This window comes from Microbacterium azadirachtae, from assembly GCF_025583665.1.
GTDB lineage: Bacteria > Actinomycetota > Actinomycetes > Actinomycetales > Microbacteriaceae > Microbacterium > Microbacterium azadirachtae.
Genome location: NZ_CP099706.1, coordinates 1,380,234 through 1,399,004 on the forward strand (window position 1 = coordinate 1,380,234; position 18,771 = coordinate 1,399,004).

The following is an 18,771-nucleotide window of genomic DNA, read 5'->3' on the forward strand; positions in this document are numbered from 1 at the left end:
CGGCGGGCGGCCGCTCAGCTCCTGATCGCCGAGGCGAGCAGGCGGCCGCTGCTGTCGCGGATGCGGTCGAGCGCACTGAGATCGCCGCGGAGATACGCGATGAGGCAGTTGAGGAACAGCCCGTCGAAGAGGGCGTAGGCCTCGACCCTGTCGACGACGGGTGACGCGTCGCGCAGCTCGGCATAGCGGGTGACGACGGCCCAGACCATGTCGCGCAGGAGGTCGTCGATCGCGACGATCGTCTCGCGGAAGCCGTCGTCGAATAGGGCTTGGTTTCGCAGGTCGTACCAGAGCCGGTGCATGTCGGACTCGTCGCGCAGGGTGGCGGTCATCTCCGCGGAGAAGCGTTCGACGAGCTCGCTCGCGCTCACCGCGGTCTCGACGATCGGGTCGTACCGCCGCGCGCACTCGGACTTGTACTGCCAGATCGCCTGGCGGATGATGTCGTCCTTGTCCTCGAAGTAATAGTGCAGCGCACCGTGCGAGAGCGCGGAGTGCGCGGCGATGTCGCGCATCCCGGTCCGGGCGTACCCCTGTTCGGCGATGGCCGCCAAAGCCGAGTCGGCGAGCTCGCGGCGGCGCGTGGCGAACTTGTCCACGCTCGCGCGTTCCGCCCTGGTCCCTGCTCCGCTCATGTTCGCCTCCTCGCGCATCCCGATTCTAAGCGCGCCGCAGCGGCGTCTGGGGATCCGAAAGGGTGCCGCCACGGCGCTTATGACAAGTGTCCAGATTTTCCTTGCCAACTGTCAAGGTTTCTGTTCTGCTGTACGCATCACTTTCACCGGCGAAAGGAGCGGACACCGATGTCCACGGATCTGGCAGGAAAGCGCGTCGTCGTCACCGGCGGGGCGAGGGGGCTGGGGCTGCGCGAAGCGCGGCGGATCGTCGACGGAGGCGGGGCGGTCGTGCTCGCGGACGTCGACGAGCAGACGGGGCGCGCAGCGGCCGACGAGCTCGGGGCCGGCTTCGTCCGGATCGACGTCACCGACGACGCGTCGTGGCAGGACGGGATGGCGGCCGCGGTCGCGCATCTCGGCGGGCTCGACGGACTCGTCAACAACGCGGGGATCGAGATCTCGGATCTGCTGGTCGATCTCGATCCCGACAACATGCGGCGCGTCCTCGAGGTCAATGTGCTCGGCACCGCGCTCGGAGTCAAGCACGCGTTCCGCGCGATGCGGCCGGGCGGCGCCGCGGGTGCCGGCGGTGCGATCGTGAACATCGCCTCGGTCGCCGCCACGATCGCCTTCCCCGGCATCGCCGCCTACTCCGCCTCGAAGTCCGCGGTGGAGCGGCTCACGAAGGTCGCGGCCGCCGAATCCGGGCGTCTCGGCTACGGGGTGCGGGTGAACACGGTGTGCCCCGGCCTCGTGCCCAACGCGATGGGCGCGCAGCTCGCCGGCGACATGGAGCGCCTCGGGCTCTTCCCGACGGCGGACGACGCCGTCACCGCGGTCGTCGGGCTGACCCCGTCGGGACGCCTCGCGACCGAGGACGACATCGCCGACGGCGTGGCGTTCCTGCTCTCCGAGCGCTCGGTGTTCGTCAACGGCGCGACGCTGTCCATCGACGGCGCGATGGGGATGTGAGGGGATCATGGCAACCGACAAGCCCGTCGTCGTCTACGGCGTGAGCGGATACACCGGCCGGCTCATCTGCGAGTACCTGCGCGAGCTCGGCGTGCCCTTCGTCGCGGCCGGCCGCGACGAAGACCGGGTGCGCGAGGTCGTGGAGCGCATCCCCGGCATCGAGACCGCCGACTACGAGATCATCGCGGTCGACAACGATGCGGACGCGATGGCGAGTGCGTTCGAGGGGGCGCAGGTCATCTGCAACACTGCAGGTCCGTTCATCAAGTTCGGCCCCGCGGTCGTCGAGGCGGCGCTGCGCATCGGCGCGCACTACCTCGACACCACGGGGGAGCAGGACTGGGTGCTGGCCGCCCGGGACCGGTGGGGCGCAGGCTTCGCCGAGAAGGGCAGGCTGCTCGCCCCCGGCGTCGCGCACATGTACACGACGAGTGAGATCGCGGCGAACATCGCGCTCGAGCCCGGCGGGTACGACACGCTCGACATCCTGGTGCTGTGGAAGGGGTTCCCGACCTTCGCGTCCACGCAGACGATCTTCACGATCCTCAAGGCGGACTGGTTCTACCTCGAGCAGAACCGTCTGGTGGAGTGGGACCACACCTCCGCGTTCCAGGTGCCGGTGCCCGGCTATCACGAGCTCGCGACGGCGGTGCCGTGGGGCGGGATGTCGCACCCGATCTGGTTCCAGCACGATCCGCGCGTGAGCAACGTCCGGGCGATCGGCGGCGTCTTCGCTCCCGAGGTCATGGCGAACGTGGCTCTCACGGTGCAGATGTTCGAGGAGCAGATCCGCCCGCTCGACCCCGAGGCGCAGGAGGCCGCGCTCGCCGAGGTGGCCGCCTCGGTGCAGGCCGGCATGCCGCCGCGGGAGAACCCGAGGATCAACCGTTCCCTCGACTCGGTGCACGCCTCGGGCCCGCTCGGCCGCTCGCACGTGGTCATCCACGGCAACAGCAACTACAAGCAGACCGGGCTCCTGCAGGCCTACGCCGCCTACTCGCTGATCCAGCAGGCCCCGCTCCGCGTCGGCTTCGCGTCGGCGTGCCAGGCGTTCGGGCACCGGGAGCTGCTCGGGCAGCTCCGGGCGTTCGGCCTCGTCGCGGAGCCCGTGGTCACCCGCGTCTGAGCTCGTCACGACATCACCGATGATCGGGCGGCGCCGGTGACGGCGCCGCCCCCAAGGGGGCAACATGCATTTCACCGATCTGCCGCACGGGCGGGCGCTGGTCGATCCTCACGGTCCCGCGCTCGCCGATGACACCGGCGCGCTGGACAACGCGGCGTTCCTCGACCGCACCGAGCGCGCGGCCGCGGCGCTCGCCGCCCGGGGGATCGCGGAGGGGGACGTGGTGGCGGTGCTGCTGCCCAACCGGGTGGAGCTGATCATCGCGCTGTTCGCCGCGTGGCGGATCGGCGCGGTCGTGACGCCGATCAACCCGGTGCTCGGCGCGGCCGAGGCGCGGTACCAGGTCGAGGACGCCGGGGCGCGACTGGTCGTCACCGACGGCGAGGAGCGCGGTCGTGAGCTCGGCGCGCCGACGATGCTCCTGGCCGAACTGGCCGCGGGGCGCATCGAGGATCTGCCGGATCGCCGCGCAAGGCCCGCGTCGGATCTCGCGCTGCTCATCTACACGAGCGGGACGACGGGCAGCCCGAAAGGGGTCATGCTCACGCATGCGAACCTCGACGCGATGACCGTCTCGTTCGCGGAGTGGTTCGAGCTCGGCCCCGAGGACCACAGCCTGCTCGTGCTGCCGCTCTTCCACGCCAACGGGATTGTGCTGGGCACGCTCACGCCGCTCCGCGCGGGCGGGCGTGTCACCATCACCGGACGCTTCGCGCGGGACCGGTTCTTCGACGACGTCGAGCGTGTGCGGCCGACGTACTTCTCCGCCGTCCCGGCGATCTACGCGCTCCTGTCGACCCTGCCGGAGGACGTCCGCCCGGACACCTCGTCCCTCCGCTTCGCGGTCTGCGGCGCCGCGCCCATGCCGGTCGAGGCGATCGAGAGGTTCGAGACGCGGTTCGGGGTCACGATCGTCGAGGGCTACGGGCTGAGCGAGAGCACCACGGCGTCCACGATCAACCCGCTCCGCGGGCCCCGCAAGCCGGGGACGGTCGGGCTCCCCCTCCCGGGGCAGCGTGTGGAGGTCGTCGATGCCGACGGCCGTGCGGTGCCGACGGGGGAGCGTGGCGAGGTCGTGATCTCCGGACCGGTCGTCATGGCCGGCTATCTCAGGCGCCCGGATGAGACCGCCAGGACGATCGTCGACGGTCGGCTGCACACGGGCGACATCGGCTGCTTCGACGACGACGGCTACCTGCGCATCGTGGACCGGATCAAGGACATGATCATCCGCGGCGGGGAGAACGTGTATCCGAAGGAGATCGAGAACGCGCTCTACACGCATCCCGATGTGCACGAGGCGGCGGTGGTGGGGCGCGCCGACGAGGTGCTCGGAGAGGTGCCCGTCGCCTTCGTGTCGCTCGTGCCGGGATCGCCGGCGAACGCGCCGGAGCTGTCCGCCCACGCCGCACGCCTCCTCGCCCGCTTCAAGCAGCCGGAGGTGATCGAGATCCTCGCCGAGCTGCCGAAGAACGCCGTGGGCAAGATCGACAAGCCGACGCTGCGGCGCATGCTCCGGGAGCGGGTGTGAGCGTCGTCGTCGCGGGCGTCGGCATGATCCCGTTCGCGACGCCCCGTACCAGCGGGACCTACGACGCGATGGGTGCCGAGGCGGCTCGGCGCGCGCTCGCCGACGCGGGGATCGGCATCGAGGACGTCGGACAGGCTTACGCGGGATACGTCTATGCCGACTCCGCCGCGGGCCAGACCGCCCTCTACGGACTCGGCCCCACCGGGATCCCCGTCGTGAACGTGAACAACTGGTGTGCGAGCGGATCCACCGCGCTGTGGCTCGGCCGCCAGGCGATCCTCTCAGGGACGGCGGACTGTGTGCTCGTGGTCGGCTTCGAGCAGATGGCGCGCGGCGCGATCGCGCCGACCTACGCGGACCGTCCGGATGCGCTCTGGCGGTTCACGGAGCTGCTCGGGCCGGAGGAGACGGAGGCGCCGGTCGCCGCGCGCTTCTTCGGGGCCGCCGGCCGGGCCTATCTCGATCGGTACGACGCCGATGTCTCGCTGTTCGCCGAGGTCGCCGTCAAGGCCCGCCGGCACGCGCGGGCGAACCCGGCCGCGGTCTTCCGCGATCCGGTGACGATCGAGGAGGTGCTGGCCTCGCCCCATGTGTTCGGCCCGCTGACCCGTCTGCAGTGCTGCCCTCCCACCTGCGGGGCGGCGGCCGCGGTGCTGTGCTCCGAGGACTTCGCCCGTGCGCGCGGCCTCGACGCAGGCGTGCGGATCCGCGCCCAGGCGATGACGAGCGATCGCGCCGACTCGTTCGAGGGCGACCCGATGGCGCTGATCGGGGCCGGGATCGCGCGCCGCGCGGCGGACGCCGTCTACGAGGCGGCCGGCGTCGCGCCCGAGGAGATCCCGGTCGTCGAGCTGCACGACTGCTTCACTGCGAACGAGGTGATCTCGTACGAGGCGCTCCGGCTCACGCCGGAGGGGACGGCGGCGCGCTTCGTCCGCGACGGGCAGAACACGTATGGGGGTCGGGTCGTGACGAATCCGTCCGGAGGTCTGCTGTCGAAGGGGCACCCGCTCGGCGCGACGGGGCTCGCCCAATGCACCGAGCTCGTGCAGCAGCTCCGCGGACGCGCGGGGGAGCGTCAGGTGGACGGCGCGACGCTGGCCCTGCAGCACAACCTCGGCCTCGGCAGCGCCTGCGTCGTCACGCTCTACGAGCGCGTCGGCGCCGCGGTCAGCGGGTCCGCGCGTCGTCGGTCGTGAAGCCGTCGCGCGACGCGCGCTCCTCCAGCGTCTCCAGCTCCTGGAAGAACGTCACCTGCCAGCCGGCCGGGCCCTGGACCCGGGCGTTGAGGCTCTGGAAGGGGGTCTTCACCGGCGGGGCGATCACGTCGGCGCCGGCCTGGCGCGCGACCGCGACGGCCTCCTCGGTGTCGTCGACCTCCAGGGCGATCCGCAGCGTCCCCGGGCTGTGCGGGGCGCCCTCGACGTCGTCGATGTTCTCCGCGTGCGTGGGGGTGGCGAGCTCGATCGTCGCGATCCCGGCGTGCAGGATCGCGACGCGGTCGTCGCCCTCGGTCGCGAAGGCGAGCTGCTCGGGCATGCCGAGCACATCGCGGTAGAACCGGAGGGCGCTGTCGAAGTCGTCGGTCTCGATGATCAGGCGCAGCTGCTTGGGGGACGGCGTGAGCGATGTCATCCCCTCATCCTGCCCGTTCCGGGGCGCGGCGGATCCGTGGCGACAGTGCGGGGAGGGCACGGACCCGCTCCGCACCTTCCCCGCGTCTCCCCGGCACCGCTGCTACGCCGTGCGGCCGATCGCCGCTCTCGGGTAGAGGCCCTCGTCGCCGAAGACGCGCTGGGCGAATCGGCGACCGATCTCCTCGTAGAGGGCCGTGTCGGGGTGCAGGGAGTCGGGAAGCGGGTGCCGCTCGACGTCGCCCGGGCCGTACAGGGCGAGCCCGTCGAGGTAGGAGATGTTCTCGCCCGCGGCACGGCGGACCTCGACGACGTGCTCGATGTGGCGGCGGGACTCGGCGAGGGTCAGCGCGCCCTTGCCGATGTCGGCGGGGTCGCCCGCGGTGAAGCAGCGGATGCCGCCGTCGTCGAAGAACTCCACGTCGCTGGGTCCCGGGGTGTCGTCGCTGCCCGGCCACAGGATCGAGGAGCACAGGACGAGCGGGGTGTCGGGATGGCCGGCGCGGATCCGATCGATGAATCCGTGCAGCGCCGGCACGAAGGTCCGCTGATCCATCGCTCGCGCGCCGACGATGTTGACGCCCACCTTGAGCGAGATGAGATCGGCGGGAGCTGCGGCGATGGCGTCGGCGACGAAGGGGTCGAGCATGCAGTGGCCGCCGAACCCGAGGTTGACGACATCGAGCTCCGCGAGCTCCGAGGCGACCACGGGCCACACGCTCGTGGGCAGCTCGGCCTCTGCACCGTGGCTGATGGAGCTGCCGTGGTGCACCCACACCGGGCGACCGCTCGGGGCAGCAGCCGTCACGTCGGCATCGCCCACGATGTCGAGGAGGTCGACGGTCATGCCCTGCGGCAGGAAGACGGTGACGACCTTCCGCCCTGCGGGAAGCGGGGCGAGCTCGATCAGCGAGTCCCCGGCGTGCGAGACCAGAGCGGCCTCGTCGCCCGCGGGCGAGATCGCGAGGGTCTGGGTGTCGGGCGCCGCCGCGACGGCGACGTCCACGCCGTCGACGCGGGCGACGAAGGCGTCTCCCGGGCGCACCGCCTCAGCGATCCGGATGCGGGTGCAGCGGACGCGCAGCGTCAGGCGCGTCGCCTCGGTCTCCACGCGCAGCCGCACGCCGCTCGCGCTCGAGGCCATGGCGCGCAGCACCTCACCGGCGGGAGGGAAATGCGTCCAGTGGCGCACCGGGATCCGCACCGGACGGATGCCGTCCGCCGTGGCGACCAGGTCGAGGTGGCCCTCCACGCGCACGCTCCCGTTCGGGAGCGACACGACGGTGCCGTGGTCTGAGGTGCCGTGGTCTGAGGTGGTCATTCGGTCTCCGTTCGGCGGCTGTGGTCGCGGATGAACTCGGTGGTGCGCGAGAGCAGGATGTCGCGCTGGGGCACCTGCGCCCAGCCGTGATCCGCTCCGTCCACGACGATCAGATCGGCGCGCTCTCCGTACACGTCGAGGTAGCGCTCGGCGTAGCCGACCGGGACGAAGTCGTCGGTCCCGTGCAGCAGCCGTGCGGGGCCGGCATAGCCGGAGGCTCTCCCGTAGACGTCGAAGGTGAGCGCGTCGTCACGCATTGCGGGGCCCAGGCGCATGCCGAGGAAGTCGAAGTAGCCCTCGGTGTCGAGCGTGTCGAGCGATCGACCCTGCAGGGTGCCCCCGCGGATCTCGTCGGCGAACACTGCTGCGGTGGACCAGAGGGTGAGAGACCGCAGCGCGAGATCGGTCTCGGCCGCCACCACGGAGGCGATCACGGCACCGAGGCTCATGCCGACGAGGTGGAGATCGTGCGCGTCGACCGTGTCCAGATCCGCGATCGCCGCGAGCACCTGGTGGGCGTGACGGACGTCCCTCGACACCGAGGTGTCGTAGAACTCGCCGTCGCTCTCGCCGTGGCCCGCGCGGTCGTATGCGACGGCGGCGAATCCGGCTTCTGCGAGGCGCCTCGCGAGCGCGACGAACACCGAGGAGAACTCGACGTGCGAGGCGCCGAAGCCGTGGAAGAGCACGGCGGTGGGGAAGGGACCGGGGCCCGCCGGCAGATACTGCGCGCCGCGCAGTCGGATGCCCTCGGCAAGCGCCTCGAACGGGGTGACGGTGATCATGGCGCGTCCTTTCGCGGGAGGCGGAGCGTCATGCCGCTCGCGCCTGGGTCTGGAGTGCGGACGTCACGAGCTCGGTCTCGAGATCGAACTCGTTGCGCGTGTTCCGGCGGAAACCGAGCCACCCCACGAGGAAGCCCGCTCCGGCGAGCACCGCGACGCCGATGTACAGCATGCTCGGGTTGAGGAGCACGAGGGCGGGCGTGACGATGTTCAGGGCCGCCGTGGCGAACCGGGAGACGGCGTAGATCGTGCCCTGAGCCGTGGCGCGGAGCATCGTGGGGAACGACTCCTGGGTCCAGACCTTCATGATCGTCTCGAAGCAGAACGCGCCGAAGAACACGGTGGACACCGTGGCGATGATGATCGACAGGAGCGTGAAGTTCAGGAAGACGGGGAGCAGGTTGGCCACGACCACGCCGACCGCACCGATGACGTAGTACGACATCCGCAGTCGCGTGTCCACCACGGCCATGAACCACAGCGCGCCGACGACGGCTGCGGGCATCGCGAGGATCGTCCAGGAGTTGTACTCCGCGATCGAGGCGTGCGAGACGTTGACCGCGACGAAGGTGCCGAAGCTGCCGGCCACGCTCGTGGCCATCGCGGCGAGGGTGTAGTAGCCGATCAGCGTCAGGAACGGGCGGCGGTACGCGGGGCGCGCGAAGTCGCGGAGGCGTCCGCGTTCCGCGCGCACGGTGTGGACCCCCGCGCGTCGTTCGTCCCGCGCGGTCAGCCAGGCGGCCGACTCCGGGATGGTGAGCCGCAGGGCGAGCACGCCGAGTGCGATGGCGGCGAAGACGCCGAAGATGATCAGGCCTCCGCGCGGGCCTGCCGCGCCGACGTTGATGGCCAGCAGCACGGCCAGCAGGATCCCGAATCCGCCGAGCAGATTGGAGAAGACGAGGATCTTGCCGCGATTGCGGTCCTGAGCCGCCTCGGCGATGGTCGCGAGGGCGACCGGCAGGTCGGCGCCGACGCCGATCCCGACGAGCGAGATCCCGATCACGAGCAGGGGGAGACCCAGGCCGAGCAGCGGCGCGGCTGCGCCGAGCACGATGACGGCCATGGTCAGCAGGAACACCGTGCGGCGCCCCCAGCGGTCTCCGAGACGGCCGCCGAGCAGCGAGCCGATCGCGACGCCCGCGGTGAGCACGCCGGTGAGCAGGCCCACGTCGTTCGGGGTGAGACCGGGCTGCCCGGCGCCCGGCGCCTGGAACAGGACCAGGGCGATCGGGATGCCGGTGGTCACGCCGGTGTCGACGAACGTGGCCATACCGCAGACGAATCCGACCCACCATGCGCTCAGAGAGCCTCTGCCGGACCTTGATGTGAACATGCGAATACTCCTTCGTAGCCGGTCGCGGTCCTGGCCCCCTCGCTCACCGCGTCACGTCATGGTGCTATACGGGTATAGCACCTGTCAAGTCGCGGGGGATGCGGCGCGGACGAGATCAGTCGCGCGGAGCGGGAGAAGCGATCGAGGCGCCCGGGACCAGAGGCATCGGAACCCGGTGGGGACGCGACGCAGGATCGCCCTGGAGCAGCATCCCTGCCGCGATCCTGCCGAGCTCCTCGTAGGGCAGCGCCACCGAGGTCAGCCGGGGGAGCACGGCCTGCGTCAGAGCGCTGCCGTCGAACCCGATCACCGAGACGTCCTCGGGGACCTGCAGCCCCGCGACAGAGAGCGCGTGATAGGCGCCGACCGCGAGCGCGTCGTTGGCGCAGATCAGCGCGGACGGCCGGGCGCCGGAGCCGAGGAGGCGGGTGACGGCGGCGCGGCCGTTCTCGACGTCCCAATCGGTCTCGATCGGCGCCGTGCCCGCCAGGGCGGTCCCCGCAGCGGCGAGCCGGGCCTGGATCCCGTCGAGCCGCTCCGTGAGGGCGAGCGGACTCCAGCCGTTCCACACTGCGGCGCCGGTGAACCCCGGCGGGAAGGATCCGACGAACCAGATCGCGTCGCGATGGCCGGCGTCGAGAAGGGCCGCTGCCGCGGTCTCGCCGGCACCGCGCTCATCCGGGATCACCGCGGGGATGTCGGGGGACGCGCAGTTCAGCAGCACGAGCGGCGCGTTCCGCGTGAGCGGCGGGACGTCGACCTGGCGCGTGAACATCGAGGCGTACAGGAAGCCGTCGACGTCCCGGTCGAGGAGGTTCTGCAGCAGCTTCGCCTCGACGTCGGGGTCGCCCTGCGTGTCGACCGTGTAGAGCAGCGTGTCCGCATCGCGGAGCGTCTGCAGCGCGCCGCGCACCATCGCGTTCGCGAACGAGGTCGTGCCGATGAAGTCCGAGATGAGCGCGACGGTGCCCGACTTGCCCGTGCGCAGCGTCCGCGCCGTCGTGTTGGGGCTGTAGCCGAGTTCCTCGGCCGCACGGCGCACGCGCGCGGAGGTCTCTTCGGAGATGCGCAGATCCGTGCGCCCGTTGAGCGCGAAGGACGCCGCCGACCTCGACACCCCCGCGCGGCGGGCGACCTCGGTCAGCGTGACGCGCCGGGAACCGCCCTGGCCATCGCTCGAAGCCATCCGCCCTCCTCAACCTCTTCAGGATAAGGGCGGGCGAGCGCCGCCCGGGGACCCTTCCGCTGCTGTGGCCGCGGTGGGACCATGAGGCATGGCGACGCATGCCGACGACGGCGGCGCCGACGCGGCCCTGGCGCGCCGGCTGCAGATCCTCGCGACCGAGCACTGGGGGCTGCTCGCCGCGCGGAGCACCGCGCAGAGCGAGGTGCTCACGCGCATCACGATCCATCTCACCCTCGTGTCCGCAGGGCTCGTGACGATCGGGCTGCTCGGACAGGCCTCGCACTTCGCGGACTGGTTCCCCGCCGCGGCACTCGGCATCCTCGGGTTCCTCTCGGCTGTCGGCCTCCTCACACTGTTGCGTGTGCTCGCCGTCTCGGAGGAGGACTTCATGTATGTGACCGCGATGAACCGGATCCGCGCCGCGTACGCCGGCATCGACCCGGGCGTGGCCGCGTTCTTCCTCGACTCGGTGCACGACGACGAGCTGGGGATGCGCGTGACCTATTCGTTCTTCCGTCACCGCGGCGCGGGGGAGCAGGTGCTCGGCTCCTCGTCGATGCTGAGCATCCTCGTGAACGCCGTCGTGTCCGGCATGTTCGCCGGCGGCCTGTGCACCGCTCTGCGGGCTTCGATCCCGGTCGCCGTCATCGGCGGCGTGGTGGTCGGGCTCTGCATCGTCGCGGCCGCGGTCTGGTACGCCGGCTACCGCTACACCTCCGCGTGGCGCAGCTACGAGCCTCTGAGCCCGAGCGAGGAGTGGCCGCGGCAGTGGCGCGCGGTGCCGGGTGCACGCGCGCGACTCCGGTAGCCGCCCATCGCCGGCAGAACGCGGAAACTCACAGTCGGCGCACAGCTTCGCGGGACCAAAACCGGAGTCGTGCTCGTTCTCTCTGATGACGCCGCAGCCAGCGGCGTCAGAGGAGGAGCACCACGATGAACCCCACCGACTACCGCCGCACGGCCGAGGCGCTGAACGCCCTGACCGAGCATCAGTACCGGGTCACCCAGGAGGGCGGCACCGAGCCGGCGTTCCGCAACGAGTACTGGAACAACCACGACGCGGGCATCTACGTCGACGTGGTGTCGGGACAGCCGCTGTTCTCGTCCACCGACAAGTTCGACAGCGGCACGGGCTGGCCGAGCTTCACCCGGCCGATCGAGTCCGATGCCGTGACCACCAAGACGGATCGCACCTTCGGCATGGTGCGGACCGAGGCGATCTCCGCAGGAGCGGGCAGCCACCTCGGCCACGTCTTCGACGACGGCCCGCGCGACGCCGGGGGCCTGAGATACTGCATGAACTCGGCGGCGCTGCGCTTCGTGCCCGCGGCCGAGCTCGAGGAGCAGGGCTACGGCGCGTACCGTGGACTGTTCGAGACCACCACCCCGCAGACCGCAGAGGAGAACGCATCATGACCAGCGGACCCGCCGACACCGGATCCATCACCCAGGTCCCGGGCGCCGAGACCGCCGTACTCGCGGGCGGCTGCTTCTGGGGCGTCGAGGATCTGATCCGCCGCCAGCCCGGAGTGCTCGGCACGCGCGTCGGGTACACCGGCGGCAGCAACGACCACGCCACGTACCGGAACCACCCCGGCCACGCGGAGGCCGTCGAGATCGTCTTCGATCCCTCGAAGACGACGTACCGCGACATCCTCTCGTTCTTCTTCCAGATCCACGACCCGTCGACGCTGAACCGTCAGGGCAACGACATCGGCACCAGCTACCGCTCGGCGATCTTCCCGCTGAGTCCGGAGCAGGAGCGGGTCGCGCGCGACACCATCGCCGACGTCGACGCCTCCGGGCTGTGGCCGGCCAAGGCCGTCACCACGATCGAGCCGTCCGGCCCGTTCTGGGAGGCCGAGCCCGAGCACCAGGACTACCTGGTGCGCTACCCCGACGGCTACACGTGCCACTTCCCGCGCGCGGGCTGGGTGCTGCCGCGTCGGGACGAGGTCGCGGCCTCGTAACAGCATCGTCCTCTGTCGGGCCCGTCGGATCCTCCGGCGGGCCCGATGTCGTCCGGTTTGCCGCGGGTCGCCGCCGGACCGCAGGATGGACCCGTGCGAGTGAACGGACGGACGGCATGAGGGAGGTCTCCCGGCGCGGGCTCGCGCTCTCGCTGGCGCTCAGCGGCGTGGCAGGATACGTCGACGCCGTCGGGTTCATCGAGACCGGTGGGCTGTTCGTCTCCTTCATGAGCGGCAACTCGACCCAAGCCGGCGTCGAGGTGTGGGCGGACGGCCCGTTGCGCGCCCTGCTCCCGCTCGGGCTCGTCGTGGCCTTCGTGGCGGGAGTGGCCGCGGGAGGCGTCGTGGTGGGTGCGCGCGCCCAGCGTCGGGGCGTCGTCGTCGCAGGCAGTGCGGCTGCGGTCGCCCTCTGCGCGATCGTGGGCTTCGTCGTCCCCCATTCGGAGTGGCGGTTCGCGCTGCTCGCCGCCGCCATGGGCGCCCTGAACACGCTGTATCTCGCCGACGGACGCGCCCGGATCGCCATCACCTACGCCACCGGGACCCTGGTGAGCCTCGGCCTCGCGCTCGCCGCGCTGGTCACCGGCCGATCCTCGACCGCATGGCGCCGTCCGCTGCTGCTCTGGGCGTCCCTGGCGGCGGGAGCCGTGGCGGGGGCGGCGGCACACCGCTGGCTGGGGGACGGGGCGCTGCTCGCCGCTGCTCTGGCCCTGGCCGCGCTCGCCGTGGCCGTGGGAGCCGCAGCCCGGCGCTGACGCAGCCGGCCCTGCGAACGATCAGGATCCGCTCAGCCGGAACGACGCTTCAGCCGGAACGCCCGGCGCGTTCGGATCGGGCCCGGAGCAGCTGGTCCTGCCAGTCGGCGGGCACGCGCTCCCGGGGGCCGGGCACCGTCTGCTCCGCCGGATGACTTCGCGGCGGGGCCAATTCGGGGCCGTCGACCATCTGCGCCGTGCGGTAGTCCCAGAACCAGTCCTCGCCCGGCTCGTAGCTCTGGATGAACCGGTGTCCGCTCTCCTCGGCGTGTGCGCTGGCGTGCTGTCCGAGCGAGTCGTCGCAGCAGCCCACGTGCCCGCACTCCGTGCATCGCCGGAGGTGGAACCACCAGCTGCCGTCGCGTTCGCATTCCACGCATCCCGGGCCGGACGGCGGCCTGCGTGTGTCGATTCCCTGGATCATGTCGCCTCCGTGGTGGTCAGCGGATGAGGTTGCCGTCGGTGTCGCGCGGACGCACAGGGTGCTCGCTGAGGATCGAGAGCCGGTTGAACATGTTGATCGTCAGCGCGACCCACTCGGCGGCGGCGAACACCTCGTCGCCGAGAACGCCGCGTGCCGCGGCCAGATCCGCCTCCCCGTCCTCGCCGAGCGGCATCCGCGTGGCGGCCTCCGCGATCGCGAGCACCGCCTTCTCCCGCTCGGAGAACAGCGAGGACTCGCGCCAGGCCGGCAGCACGTCGAGCTGCTGCTGGGTGATGCCCGCCGCACGGGACTCGCGCGCGTGCAGGTCGAGGCAGAAGGCGCAGGCGTTGAGCTGCGAGGCGCGCACCTTGATGAACTCCGCCTCGGCCGTGGTGAGGCCGTGCTCCGCCGTCGCCTTCGCCACCGCATCCGAGTAGGCGGAGGCGGCCTTCCACGCTTCCGGGATCGCCTTGTCCAGGTAGGGGCGCATGCTGTTCCTCTCGTACGAGTCGATCTGCTCGACGAGATCAACGTATCGCGGGTCCCGATGTTCCCGCCTGGCCGGTCCCGTCGTCTGCTCCGGTCCGGTGCCGAGGGCTGTCCGGGGAGAGCAGCGAGTGCCGCTTCGAATAGGCGAAGTAGACGATGAGCCCCAGCACGAACCACACCGCGAAACGGACCCACGTCTCCCAGTGCAGGTAGGAGATCAGCCACAGAGAGGCGATCACGCCCACCACCGGGACCACCGGCATGAGCGGCAGACGGAACCGCCGCGGGATATCCGGACGCCGGTATCGCAGCACGATCACGGAGGCGCAGACGACCACGAACGCGAGCAGGATCCCGATGTTGGTCAGCTCGGCGACCGTCGAGATCGGCACCACGCCGGCGAGGACCGCCGAGGCGATGCCCACGATCCAGGTCACGCGCGTCGGCACCCTGCGCCGGGGACTCGTCTTCGCGAACCACTCGGGAAGCAGGCCGTCGCGGCTCATCGAGAACCACACGCGGGTGACCCCGAGCATGAACGTCAGCAGCACCGTGATGATGCCGATGATCGCGCCGACCGCGATGATGTTCGCGGCACCGCCCAGGCCGACCGAGGCGAAGGCGCTCGCGAACCCGCTCTTCGGGTCGATCTTCGTGTAGTTCTGCATGCCGGTCAGCACGAGGGTGGCGAGCACATACAGCACCATCGCGATCGCCAGGGACAGGAGGATCGCCTTCGGCATGTGCTTGCGCGCGTCCTTCGACTCCTCGGCGGCGGTGCTCATCGCGTCGTAGCCGAACACCGCGAAGAACACCGTCGCGGCCCCGGTCATCACCCCGCCGAAGCCGAACGGGAAGTACGGGTGGTAGTTCGCACTGTCGATGTGGAACACGCCGAGCACGATGATCAGTACGACGATGAGCACCTTGATGCCCACCGCGACGAACTCGAAGCGTGCGGCGCTGCGGATCCCTCTGGTCAGCACGAACGCCGTGAGCAGGCACAGCAGCACCGCGAACACGTCGACCACACGACCCGGACCCGTGCCCGCGGCGCCGAGCATCCATTCCGGCAGCTGCACGCCGAGCTGGGTCACCAGGAAGCCGATGTAGCCGGAGATCCCGATCGCCACGACCGCGACGATCGCGGTGTACTCGAGCAGGAGATCCCACCCGATGAACCATCCGACGAACTCGCCGAGCACCGCATAGCCGTACGTGTAGGCGGATCCCGCCTTCGGGATCATGCCGGCGAACTCCGCGTAGGAGAGCGCGGCGGCCGCACTGGCGATCCCCGCGATGAGGAACGAGATCAGCACGGCGGGCCCGGCCGTCTGATGCGCGACCTCACCGGCCAGGGTGAAGATCCCGGCGCCGATGATGCCGCCGACGCCGATGGCCGTCAGCTGCCAGAGGCCCAGCTCGCGCTTGAGCCCGCCGGTCTCGTCCTCGTCCTCGATCTGATCGATCGGCTTCCTGCGGAAGATCCCGCGCGAGCCGCTGCTGGTCGTACTCATCTCGATCCGCCCTTCATCGAGCGCCCCCTCGTCACGCTACCCCCGGTCGCGCGCGCAGGGGAGGGTGCACGGCGATCCGCATCCGACGCGCACGCCTCCCGGCCGGCCGGCCGGCGCGGCGCCGGGGTCGGCGTCGGCGTCGTGCGGGGGCCGGCGTCATGCGAGACATAGGATCCGATCATGTCCGCGTACTTCGAGCGCCTCGGCGCGACCGCCTTCCGCCCGACGTCAGCGGTCGAAGGGGCGTGGAGCACACAGGAGCAGCACATCGCGCCGGCTCTCGGGCTCATCGCGCACGCGATCGAACAGGACCACCTGGATCGGCGTGGCGGAGAGCTGCAGCTCGGCCGGATCTCCTACGACATCCTCGGCACGATGCCGATCGAGCGGGTCGACATCGAAGTGCGCCTGCGGCGCGCGGGACGCACGATCGAGCTCGTCGAGGCCGTGCTCAGCCACGACGGACGCGCCGCGGTCATCGCCCGGGCCTGGCTGCTGCAGGCCGTCGACACGCGCGAACTGGCGGGCAGCGCTCTGGCCGCGATGCCGCGCCGAGACGAGCTGGACCTCTGGGAGATGGGCGACCACTGGCAGGGCGAGGCCGTGCGCAGCGTGGAATTCCATCGCCGGCAGCGCGAAGCCGGGCACGCCTGGGCCTGGTTGCGGCCGCGGATCCCGCTCCTCCTGGACGAGCCGATCGGACCGGTCTCCCGCCTGCTGGGTCTGGTCGACTTCGCGAACGGGCTCACGCTCCGTCTGGAGCCCCGAGAGGTCGCCTTCCCGAACGTCGATCTCACCTGCCACCTGCTCGGCGCGCCGCAGGGCGAGTGGATCGGCTTCGACACCACGGTCTCGATCGGTCCGACGGGGCTCGGCCTGACCGACACCGTGCTGCACGACGAGCGCGGCCCGGTCGGAACGGTGCAGCAGATCCTCACGGTGCGCCCGATGCGCCCCTGAGGCGACGATCAGACCGGGGCGACCGGCTGGCGCAGGATCGTGCGGCGCCTCTCGGGGGCCACGCGACGGGCGTCGCTCAGATAGATCTCGTGGTGCAGTCCCGCCAGACGCAGACCCTGCCCGGGGATCACTTCGTCGTGCAGGCGCTGGAGGAGCGGGGCCTCGTCGTCGTAGGAGCCGATGTGCAGCGTCTGCAGGCAGGTCCCCTCGGACAACGGCAGGATCCGCAGGTCGTCGATCCGCGCCGGACTCTTCTTCGTGCGGACCGTCGTGATGGCCTCGTCGACGAGAGGATCGCCGACCCATTCGGGGACGAGGATCATCATGGTCCAGTCCCAGCGCGATTTGTCCCGGGCGCTTGTGAAGGCGTCCATGTCCTCCGCCCACCACAGGCCCTCCAGCGGCGGGACGACGTAGTCCCTGTCGAGTTCGCGTCTGCTCGCGAACTTCAGCGCATAGGCGACCGGATACAGCGCCTCCAGCGCCTGCGCGTAGGCGGGCGCCGTGTTCGGATCTCCATGGCCGTCGATCGCGAGATAGCGGCTCGGCGGGAGCTCGAGGAGGCGGAACTCGCCGAGGCGTGCGTGATACCCGTCCAGGGTCTTGGTGAGATCCGTCTTCGTCGCCGTCGTCATGGGGTCATTCCAGCAGGGGGCACCGACATCGATGGCTCATCGCCGCCCGCAGCCGTCACGCCCCGGTCGAGCGGACGAATACGAACAGCAGGACCGCTCCGGCGCCCATCGCCGCCCCCACGATCATGGCGAGCAGGCCCCACATCAGGGCTCTGCCCGAGCCGGGCAGGCCGCGCAGATCGTCGTGATCCATGACCTTGGCGAGGCCGTAGAGGAAGATCCCGAGCGCCGCGGATCCCGTCCAAGCCAGGGTCAGCCAGGAGGCCTGCACGAAGACGTCGATCCCGGCCAGGACGCCGCCGAGCGTGAGAAGAGGAGTGTGCAGCAGGACGGCGGCGATGTACACGAGCTTGTAGGGCATGCCGTGCTCACGGATGAGGGGGGCGTCGTTCGAGCCGTCCATGATCTCAGCCTGCCATGGAGCCGCGGCGATGACGTCAAGCGACGGGATCGCATCCGGTGCCCTCGGAACAGGCATACCGTTGAGTGCAGGGCGCGAACGCGGCGTCCGTGGCAACGACAGAGAGAAGCAGGATGAGCACCCCCGGTCTGGAAGAGGACGTCACCGAGAAGTTCAAGGGCGCGTTCCGCCACCACCCTGCCGGCGTGGCGCTGGTGACCGGCGTCGCCCCGGACGGCCCCGTCGGACTCACGCTGTCGAGCGTCGCCTCGGTGAGCGCCGACCCCGCCGTGCTCGTCTTCTCGGTCACCCGTGCGACCGGCAGCGCGGGCGGGATCCTCTCCGCGCCCAGCGCGCTGGTGCATTTCCTCGTGGCAGGGCAGGAGTCGATCGCGGACGCGTTCGCCCGCTCCGGGCAGCCGCGCTTCACGCCGGAGCAGGGGTTCCGCACGCTGCCCACCCGGGAGCCCTTCCTGCCCGCCGCGCGGGTGGCGGTGCGCGGCACGATCCGCGAGACGCATCCGGTCGGGCCGTCGTCCCTCGTGCTGCTCGATGTGCTCGACGTGATCGAGGGCACCCCCGGCGCGCCGCTGCTCTATGTCGATCGGCACTACGACAGCCTCGTCTCCTCGAGCACGGAGTCGCTGGCAGCGCAGAGCTGAACGCGGCCGGGCGCGGCAGGTGCGTCTTGCCCGCCCGGCCCATCTGAACGAAGGTGGAGGCATGGCCGTCACGCTGATCCTCCCTCTGGGCGCGCCGCTCGGCGTCGGGCGCATCATCGCGGTCGACGAGGACGCCGGCGCCGTGCGGATCCGCGACCTGACCACGGGCGTCGTCTACCGGGTGCCGGGATCCGTGCTCCCCGAGCTCGGGGCGCTGCCCTGGCGCGGTCGCGTCGAGGCGTGCACGGTGGAAGCGTCGGCCGAGGGGGTGGTCACGGAGCTCGTGCTGGACGCCAACCCCGTCGGGGCGGAGCGCCGCGGGGCCGCGGATGCGCTGCGCGGCGCCCAGCAGGCGGCGGACGACGCACGGGACCAGGCGGCGAACTGGGGCGGCACCGACCGCCGTGCGCACGAGATGCCGGAGCGCTTCTGGTGACACCGGCACCGGCAC

The 18,771-nt window shown here is 70.9% G+C and carries 22 protein-coding genes; 11 read left to right on the forward strand and 11 right to left on the reverse strand.

Annotated elements, in window-relative coordinates; all coding sequences use genetic code 11:
* Positions 1 to 14: 14 nt before the first annotated feature.
* Positions 15 to 635 carry a TetR/AcrR family transcriptional regulator gene (locus NFX31_RS06530; RefSeq protein ID WP_045252462.1) on the reverse strand — a complete coding sequence of 207 codons (621 nt, stop codon included), beginning with the start codon at positions 633 to 635 and terminating at the stop codon, positions 15 to 17.
* Positions 636 to 803: 168 nt separating this feature from the next.
* On the opposite strand from NFX31_RS06530, the gene NFX31_RS06535 reads away from it, so the two are divergent.
* The 4 genes from NFX31_RS06535 to NFX31_RS06550 all read left to right on the forward strand — a co-directional run bounded on the left by NFX31_RS06535 (position 804) and on the right by NFX31_RS06550 (position 5,445).
* Positions 804 to 1,589: an SDR family NAD(P)-dependent oxidoreductase gene (locus NFX31_RS06535; RefSeq protein ID WP_045252408.1), complete on the forward strand. Its 786-nt coding sequence runs from the start codon at positions 804 to 806 to the stop codon at positions 1,587 to 1,589.
* Positions 1,590 to 1,596: 7 nt separating this feature from the next.
* Complete coding sequence (locus NFX31_RS06540; protein ID WP_262957041.1) at positions 1,597 to 2,715, forward strand: DUF5938 domain-containing protein; 1,119 nt, start codon at positions 1,597 to 1,599, stop codon at positions 2,713 to 2,715.
* Between the two features lie 64 nt (positions 2,716 to 2,779).
* Positions 2,780 to 4,246, forward strand: a complete 1,467-nt coding sequence (locus NFX31_RS06545) for a class I adenylate-forming enzyme family protein (RefSeq protein WP_262957042.1) — start codon at positions 2,780 to 2,782, stop codon at positions 4,244 to 4,246.
* Entirely contained in the window at positions 4,243 to 5,445 is a 1,203-nt protein-coding gene (locus tag NFX31_RS06550; protein WP_211256085.1) for a lipid-transfer protein, read from the forward strand. Before NFX31_RS06545 ends, NFX31_RS06550 begins: the two co-directional genes overlap by 4 nt.
* Here the strand turns inward: NFX31_RS06550 and NFX31_RS06555 are convergent.
* The 5 genes from NFX31_RS06555 to NFX31_RS06575 form a co-directional block, all read right to left on the reverse strand.
* The gene (locus tag NFX31_RS06555) at positions 5,417 to 5,881 is read right to left on the reverse strand and encodes a VOC family protein (RefSeq protein WP_045252405.1); all 465 of its coding nucleotides are present in this window, start codon (positions 5,879 to 5,881) and stop codon (positions 5,417 to 5,419) included. The genes NFX31_RS06550 and NFX31_RS06555 overlap by 29 nt on opposite strands.
* A gap of 102 nt (positions 5,882 to 5,983) precedes the next feature.
* A complete protein-coding gene (locus tag NFX31_RS06560) occupies positions 5,984 to 7,201 on the reverse strand; it encodes an SGNH/GDSL hydrolase family protein (protein ID WP_262957043.1) in 1,218 nt (405 codons plus the stop codon).
* The gene (locus NFX31_RS06565) at positions 7,198 to 7,986 is read right to left on the reverse strand and encodes an alpha/beta hydrolase (RefSeq protein WP_156156843.1); all 789 of its coding nucleotides are present in this window, start codon (positions 7,984 to 7,986) and stop codon (positions 7,198 to 7,200) included. The genes NFX31_RS06560 and NFX31_RS06565 overlap by 4 nt, the downstream gene beginning before the upstream one ends.
* Before the next feature lie 28 nt (positions 7,987 to 8,014).
* Positions 8,015 to 9,259, reverse strand: a complete 1,245-nt coding sequence (locus tag NFX31_RS06570) for an MFS transporter (protein ID WP_262957044.1) — start codon at positions 9,257 to 9,259, stop codon at positions 8,015 to 8,017.
* A 178-nt stretch (positions 9,260 to 9,437) separates the two neighbouring features.
* A complete protein-coding gene (locus NFX31_RS06575; protein ID WP_262957045.1) occupies positions 9,438 to 10,508 on the reverse strand; it encodes a LacI family DNA-binding transcriptional regulator in 1,071 nt (356 codons plus the stop codon).
* A gap of 88 nt (positions 10,509 to 10,596) precedes the next feature.
* Between NFX31_RS06575 and NFX31_RS06580 the strand changes: the two genes are divergently transcribed.
* The 4 genes from NFX31_RS06580 to NFX31_RS06595 all read left to right on the forward strand — a co-directional run bounded on the left by NFX31_RS06580 (position 10,597) and on the right by NFX31_RS06595 (position 13,233).
* Entirely contained in the window at positions 10,597 to 11,316 is a 720-nt protein-coding gene (locus NFX31_RS06580) for a hypothetical protein (protein ID WP_262957046.1), read from the forward strand.
* Between the two features lie 125 nt (positions 11,317 to 11,441).
* Positions 11,442 to 11,924: a peptide-methionine (R)-S-oxide reductase MsrB gene (gene msrB / locus NFX31_RS06585; protein WP_045252400.1), complete on the forward strand. Its 483-nt coding sequence runs from the start codon at positions 11,442 to 11,444 to the stop codon at positions 11,922 to 11,924.
* Complete coding sequence (gene msrA / locus NFX31_RS06590) at positions 11,921 to 12,478, forward strand: peptide-methionine (S)-S-oxide reductase MsrA (RefSeq protein ID WP_045252399.1); 558 nt, start codon at positions 11,921 to 11,923, stop codon at positions 12,476 to 12,478. The genes msrB and msrA overlap by 4 nt, the downstream gene beginning before the upstream one ends.
* Before the next feature lie 116 nt (positions 12,479 to 12,594).
* A complete protein-coding gene (locus NFX31_RS06595) occupies positions 12,595 to 13,233 on the forward strand; it encodes a DUF1275 family protein (protein ID WP_045252398.1) in 639 nt (212 codons plus the stop codon).
* A 49-nt stretch (positions 13,234 to 13,282) separates the two neighbouring features.
* Here NFX31_RS06595 and NFX31_RS06600 read toward each other — a convergent pair whose 3' ends face one another.
* From NFX31_RS06600 to NFX31_RS06610, 3 genes are read right to left on the reverse strand one after another with little or no spacing between them, the layout of a single operon-like run.
* Positions 13,283 to 13,657 carry a UBP-type zinc finger domain-containing protein gene (locus NFX31_RS06600; protein ID WP_091475675.1) on the reverse strand — a complete coding sequence of 125 codons (375 nt, stop codon included), beginning with the start codon at positions 13,655 to 13,657 and terminating at the stop codon, positions 13,283 to 13,285.
* Positions 13,658 to 13,673: 16 nt separating this feature from the next.
* Positions 13,674 to 14,147, reverse strand: a complete 474-nt coding sequence (locus tag NFX31_RS06605; RefSeq protein WP_045252396.1) for a carboxymuconolactone decarboxylase family protein — start codon at positions 14,145 to 14,147, stop codon at positions 13,674 to 13,676.
* 37 nt (positions 14,148 to 14,184) lie between these two features.
* Positions 14,185 to 15,663 (reverse strand): amino acid permease, encoded by a 1,479-nt coding sequence (locus NFX31_RS06610; RefSeq protein ID WP_045252395.1) that lies wholly within the window; start codon positions 15,661 to 15,663, stop codon positions 14,185 to 14,187.
* Between the two features lie 180 nt (positions 15,664 to 15,843).
* On the opposite strand from NFX31_RS06610, the gene NFX31_RS06615 reads away from it, so the two are divergent.
* On the forward strand, positions 15,844 to 16,623 hold the full coding sequence (locus tag NFX31_RS06615) for a thioesterase family protein (protein WP_091475682.1): 780 nt from the start codon (positions 15,844 to 15,846) through the stop codon (positions 16,621 to 16,623).
* Between the two features lie 8 nt (positions 16,624 to 16,631).
* Here the strand turns inward: NFX31_RS06615 and NFX31_RS06620 are convergent, their stop codons facing one another.
* Positions 16,632 to 17,258 (reverse strand): GyrI-like domain-containing protein, encoded by a 627-nt coding sequence (locus NFX31_RS06620; protein ID WP_045252393.1) that lies wholly within the window; start codon positions 17,256 to 17,258, stop codon positions 16,632 to 16,634.
* Positions 17,259 to 17,313: 55 nt separating this feature from the next.
* Positions 17,314 to 17,661, reverse strand: coding sequence for a hypothetical protein (locus NFX31_RS06625; protein WP_091475685.1), 348 nt, complete (start codon positions 17,659 to 17,661; stop codon positions 17,314 to 17,316).
* A gap of 131 nt (positions 17,662 to 17,792) precedes the next feature.
* On the opposite strand from NFX31_RS06625, the gene NFX31_RS06630 reads away from it, so the two are divergent.
* Both NFX31_RS06630 and NFX31_RS06635 read left to right on the forward strand, forming a co-directional pair.
* Complete coding sequence (locus NFX31_RS06630; protein ID WP_262957047.1) at positions 17,793 to 18,320, forward strand: flavin reductase family protein; 528 nt, start codon at positions 17,793 to 17,795, stop codon at positions 18,318 to 18,320.
* A gap of 61 nt (positions 18,321 to 18,381) precedes the next feature.
* On the forward strand, positions 18,382 to 18,756 hold the full coding sequence (locus NFX31_RS06635; RefSeq protein WP_052674506.1) for a hypothetical protein: 375 nt from the start codon (positions 18,382 to 18,384) through the stop codon (positions 18,754 to 18,756).
* Positions 18,757 to 18,771 lie beyond the last annotated feature (15 nt).